Consider the following 4438-nt stretch of genomic DNA (forward strand, 5'->3'; position numbering starts at 1 on the left):
GGGTGCGCATCGCCGCCTGCGGCAGCTCGGCCGGGCGCGACGTCGCCAGCGGCGTCTTCTGCCAGTCCAGCGGCTCGCCGCGCTGTGTTTCGATGGCCTCGGCGCGGTTCTTTTCGCGGCCCGCTACCAGGCTGATCGCCAAGCCACTGGCGCCGGCACGACCGGTACGGCCGACACGATGCTGGTAGCTCTCCACATCGGTGGGCAGCTCGTAGTTGATCACCGCCGCCAGGTCTTCCACGTCCAGCCCGCGCGCGGCGACGTCGCTGGCAACCAGCACGTTGCAGCTGCGGTTGGCCAGGCGCAGCAGCACTTCCTCGCGGTCGCGCTGTTCCATGTCGCCATGCAGGGCGAGCGCGGAGAAGCCGAACTGCTGGAGCGAGTTGGCGACTTCGTCCACGTCCTTGCGGGTGTTGCAGAACACCACCGCCGATTCGGGCGTGTACTTAAGCAGCAGGCCAGCCAGCGCCTTCTGCCGATGCGCCGGCTCCACTTCGCAGAACACGTGGCGGATGGCCGGGGCCTGGTCGGCGCCATCCACCGTCACTTCAGCGGCATCGCGCAACAGGTCGCGGGCCATGGCGCGGATGGTGTCGGGGAAGGTGGCCGAGAACAGCAGGCTCTGGCGATCGCGATGGGTGCGGCCGGCGATCTCGCGGATCGGTTCCTCAAAGCCCATGTCGAGCATGCGGTCGGCTTCGTCCAGCACCAGCGTGCGCACTGCGCCCAGGTTCAGTGCGCGCTTGCGCGCCAGTTCCTGCACGCGGCCAGGCGTGCCGACCACCACGTGCGGATCATGGCTTTCCAGCGACGCCAGCTGCGGGCCCAGCGGCGTGCCGCCGGTCAGCAGCAGCAGCTTCAGGTTGGGGATGCCGGTGGCCAGCTTGCGGATCTGCTTGGCGACCTGGTCGGCCAGCTCGCGGGTCGGGCACAGTACCAGTGCCTGCACGCGGATCAGGCTGGGATCGATGGCCTGCAGCAGGCCGAGGCCGAACGCCGCCGTCTTGCCGCTGCCGGTCGGCGCCTGCGCGATCACATCGCGGCCATCCAGGATCGCGGGCAGGCTCTGCGCCTGCACGGGGGTGAGAGTGGTGTAGCCGAGGGCATCAAGGCCGGGCTGCAGGGCCGGGCTCAGCGGCAGGGTCGAGAAATCAGTCATGGCGCATTGTACCTGCGCGCGCGCCCGGTCCCGCCGTCGTTCACGATTGTGGGGGCGCCTGGTAGCGGCCGACCTTGGTCGGCACCTTGGCCGAACGTCTTCTCAGCCCAGCCCGATGGCCACCAGCCGCGCAGCCATGGCCTGCAACTGCTCCCGGCTGGCCGGTTTTCCAGCGACCCGGGGCTCCAGCAGCAGCTGGTGGAACCACGGGTTGGCGTGCCGCGTGTCGACGTCGAACGAGCAGGTCGCCTGCGCGCCCATCACCGCCTGAACGATCTCGACCAGCGTGTCTTCGGCTTCATCCACATTACCCGGCCCGTAACGGTCATCCAGCAATCGCAACGGGATAGGCAGCAGGGCGGGGGAGGCGGGCATGTCTCAAGTCTAACGATCCACGTTGGACATGCGCAGCAGGAGGCTCAGGCCGCGTCAACATGGAACTGGATCAGGCCGCAGTGCAGGCACTCGAACGTGTAGAAGCCGATATCTCCACCGGGTTCGTAGTCGCTGACCAGCTCCGACCAAAGTRCTTGGTCGGCGTCGTTGGCCGCGCACCATGCCGCGATGCTCGCTGCCGAGGCCTGACTCAGCTGTTCCATGGTGGCATCGCCCAGGAAGCGGCAGACATCACTGCAATGGGCCAGCCATTTTTCCCCTTGAAAGCTGACGTAGCCTGGCGTGCGCAGGGACAGCTCTTCCAAAGCGGTTACGGGCACGCCGTGGTCGACGTCCAGGCTGCAGGCAAATGCGATATTCAGTGCCGACGCTGCTCGGCCATCGGCAATGCACCAAGGGCAGATCTGCTCTGAATAATCTTCGCGCCCTGCGTGGATGGCATCGCGCAGGTACACGTATCCACGCGCTTGCTGGCAGACCCTGCAGGCAGCAGTGGACGACCCCACGTTGCCCGTCGCAACCGGGTCCGGGTGGTAGCGGAAGTTTGGAAAGTCATTGATGCTCATGGCGTCCATCCGGTGCAGCGCAGGGTACGGTCTTGTACGACCTGCGGATGGTCCCGGCAAGCTGGGAGGGTCGCTCAGCCAAGCACCGCCAGCACACCCTGGTGGATCGCCAGGCCGCCGAACAGCAGCCAGCCGAACAGGATCAGCGCCAGCAGCAGCGGCTTCAGGCCGGCCTGGCGCAGGGCCGAGACGTGGGTGGTCAGGCCCAGTGCGGCCATCGCCATCGCCAGCAGCACCGTATCCAGCTGCACCAGTCCTGCCTGCAGCCCGGCCGGCAGCAGGTGCAGCGAATTGAGGCCGGCAACCGCCACGAAACCGAACGCGAACCACGGCACCACGATCCGGGCCTTGCCACCGTCCGCCGTCGCCTTGCCGCCACGCGCCAGCCACAGCGACAGCGCGATCAGGAACGGTGCCAGCAACATCACCCGCACCATCTTGGTGATGACGGCGGTATCGGCGGCCGGCTCGCTTACCGCGCGTCCGGCAGCGACCACCTGTGCGACTTCGTGCACGGTCGCGCCGGTGAACAGGCCGTACTGCTGCGCGTCCATCGCCAGCCAGCCATGTGACTGCACCAGCGTGTACAGCGCGGGATACAGGAACATCGCCACCGTTCCAAACACCACCACCGTCGATACCGCTACCGTTACCTGCGCGGCGCGACCGCGCACCACGGGTTCGGCGGCCATGACGGCGGCCGCACCGCAGATGGCACTGCCGGCACCGATCAGCATGGCGGCCTCGCGCTCCATCTTGAACACGCGCACGCCCAACCAGCAGGCCAGGCCAAAGGTGCTCGCCACTACCAGCACGTCCATCAGCACGCCGGCGACGCCGACGTGGCCGATGTCCTGGAAGGTCAGCCGCAGGCCGTACAGCACGATGCCGGCGCGCAGCAGCCAATGCTTGGAGAAGCCGACGCCCGCCGCGCTGGCAGGGGTCAGCCGCGGGTAGAGCGTGTTGCCGACCACGATGCCAGCGACGATTGCCACCGTCAGTGCGCTCAGGCCATGCGCCTGCAGCCACGGCAGCTCGGCCAGGTACAGCGAGGCGGCCGCGACGAGGCCGACCAGCAGCAGGCCGGGCAGCCGCGGTTGCCAGCGCTGGCGCAGGGCGGGCGGGGACCAGGAGGAGAGAGCAGGGGCGTTCATGGCAGTGGAAGGGTCTGAAGAGGCCATGCCAGCGTGCGCTCGCCACATTGACCAGTAAAACGAATAATATTGGTGAAAATTACCTATCCAGTAGGTTGAATGTGCGCCTGACCCTCCGCCAGCTGCAGGTCTTCGTCGCCATCGCCGATCACGGCAGCACCACGGCTGCCGGTCAGGCCATCGCCCTCTCGCAATCGGCCAGCAGCGCCGCATTGCAGGAACTGGAGGCCCATTTCGGCACGCCGCTGTTCGACCGCATCGGCCGTCGTCTGGCGTTGAACGGCCACGGCCGGGCATTGCTGGAACCGGCGCGCGCGTTGCTGGTCAATGCCGCCGATCTGGAGCGGCAGTTGGCGGCGGGCGGTGACCCCGCCCAAGGTGCACCCCTGCGGCTGGTACTGGCGGCCAGCACCACCGTCGGCAACTACCTGCTGCCGCCGCGTATCGCCGAACTGCTGCGGCAGGCGCCGCAGGCCGAGGTCGACCTGCGCATCGACAACAGCGCAGGCGTGGTGGCGGCCGTTCAACGGTTGGACGTGGATGCAGGATTGATCGAAGGCCCATGCCATGAACGCGGACTGCAGGTTACGGCCTGGCAGCAGGATTCGCTGGTGATCGTGGCAGCCGCGGACGCGCCCCCGCGTTGGTCGCTGGATGAACTGCGCGCCGCCCGTTGGCTGCTGCGCGAACCCGGATCCGGCACCCGCGAGGCCGTCGAACAGGCGTTGCTGCCGCACCTGCGCGGCTTCGCGCAGACCCTGCAGCTGGGCAATACCGAAGCCATCAAGCAAGCCGCCATTGCCGGCCTCGGCCTGGCCTGCCTGTCCCGCCACGCCCTGGAAGAACCCTTGGCCCTCGGTCGACTGCGCATTCTGGAAACCCCGCTGCCCGCCCTGCAGCGCACCCTGTGGCTGGTACGCCACCCCGGCAAGCGATGGTTGCCGGGTTTGCAGGCGTTGTTGGGAGACGTGCAGTAGCAGGGATTCATTTTCCCCAGACGCGAATTCCACGAAGGGGTCAGAGCCCGTTGCGCAGCAACGGGATCCGACCCCGTGCCGACCAACGGTCGGCACCCACCAACAGCAGCGGAAATCTGTCGAAGGCGGGGTGGGTCCGGTTGCGGGGGTGTCCGCGGCATGGATGCCGCGGCCAAGCCCCCAAGG

Annotated in this window: 5 protein-coding genes; 1 reads left to right on the forward strand and 4 read right to left on the reverse strand. The window is 67.7% G+C overall.

Features of this window, described 5'->3' with window-relative positions; translation table 11 throughout:
* The 4 genes from dbpA to AB4Y84_RS14270 all read right to left on the reverse strand — a co-directional run.
* Positions 1 to 1159, reverse strand: a 1159-nt coding sequence (gene dbpA, locus AB4Y84_RS14255) for an ATP-dependent RNA helicase DbpA (RefSeq protein ID WP_442250320.1), incomplete at its 3' end; no start/stop codon positions are given.
* A 102-nt stretch (positions 1160 to 1261) separates the two neighbouring features.
* The gene (locus AB4Y84_RS14260; RefSeq protein ID WP_442244927.1) at positions 1262 to 1534 is read right to left on the reverse strand and encodes a hypothetical protein; all 273 of its coding nucleotides are present in this window, start codon (positions 1532 to 1534) and stop codon (positions 1262 to 1264) included.
* A gap of 44 nt (positions 1535 to 1578) precedes the next feature.
* Positions 1579 to 2121, reverse strand: a complete 543-nt coding sequence (locus tag AB4Y84_RS14265) for a CbrC family protein (RefSeq protein WP_442250321.1) — start codon at positions 2119 to 2121, stop codon at positions 1579 to 1581.
* A 74-nt stretch (positions 2122 to 2195) separates the two neighbouring features.
* A complete protein-coding gene (locus AB4Y84_RS14270; protein WP_442244929.1) occupies positions 2196 to 3275 on the reverse strand; it encodes a YeiH family protein in 1080 nt (359 codons plus the stop codon).
* Between the two features lie 101 nt (positions 3276 to 3376).
* Between AB4Y84_RS14270 and AB4Y84_RS14275 the strand changes: the two genes are divergently transcribed.
* On the forward strand, positions 3377 to 4252 hold the full coding sequence (locus AB4Y84_RS14275; protein ID WP_442244930.1) for a LysR family transcriptional regulator: 876 nt from the start codon (positions 3377 to 3379) through the stop codon (positions 4250 to 4252).
* Positions 4253 to 4438 lie beyond the last annotated feature (186 nt).

Source organism: Stenotrophomonas sp. 2YAF22 (assembly GCF_052114665.1).
In the GTDB taxonomy this organism is placed as follows: Bacteria; Pseudomonadota; Gammaproteobacteria; order Xanthomonadales; family Xanthomonadaceae; genus Stenotrophomonas; species Stenotrophomonas indicatrix.

Bases quoted from the DNA above. Each gene is read 5' to 3' on its own strand.
- AB4Y84_RS14260 (WP_442244927.1), bottom strand. From the start codon at position 1,534: ATGCCCGCCTCCCCCGCCCTGCTGCCTATCCCGTTGCGATTGCTGGAT.
- AB4Y84_RS14270 (WP_442244929.1), bottom strand. From the start codon at position 3,275: ATGAACGCCCCTGCTCTCTCCTCCTGGTCCCCGCCCGCCCTGCGCCAG.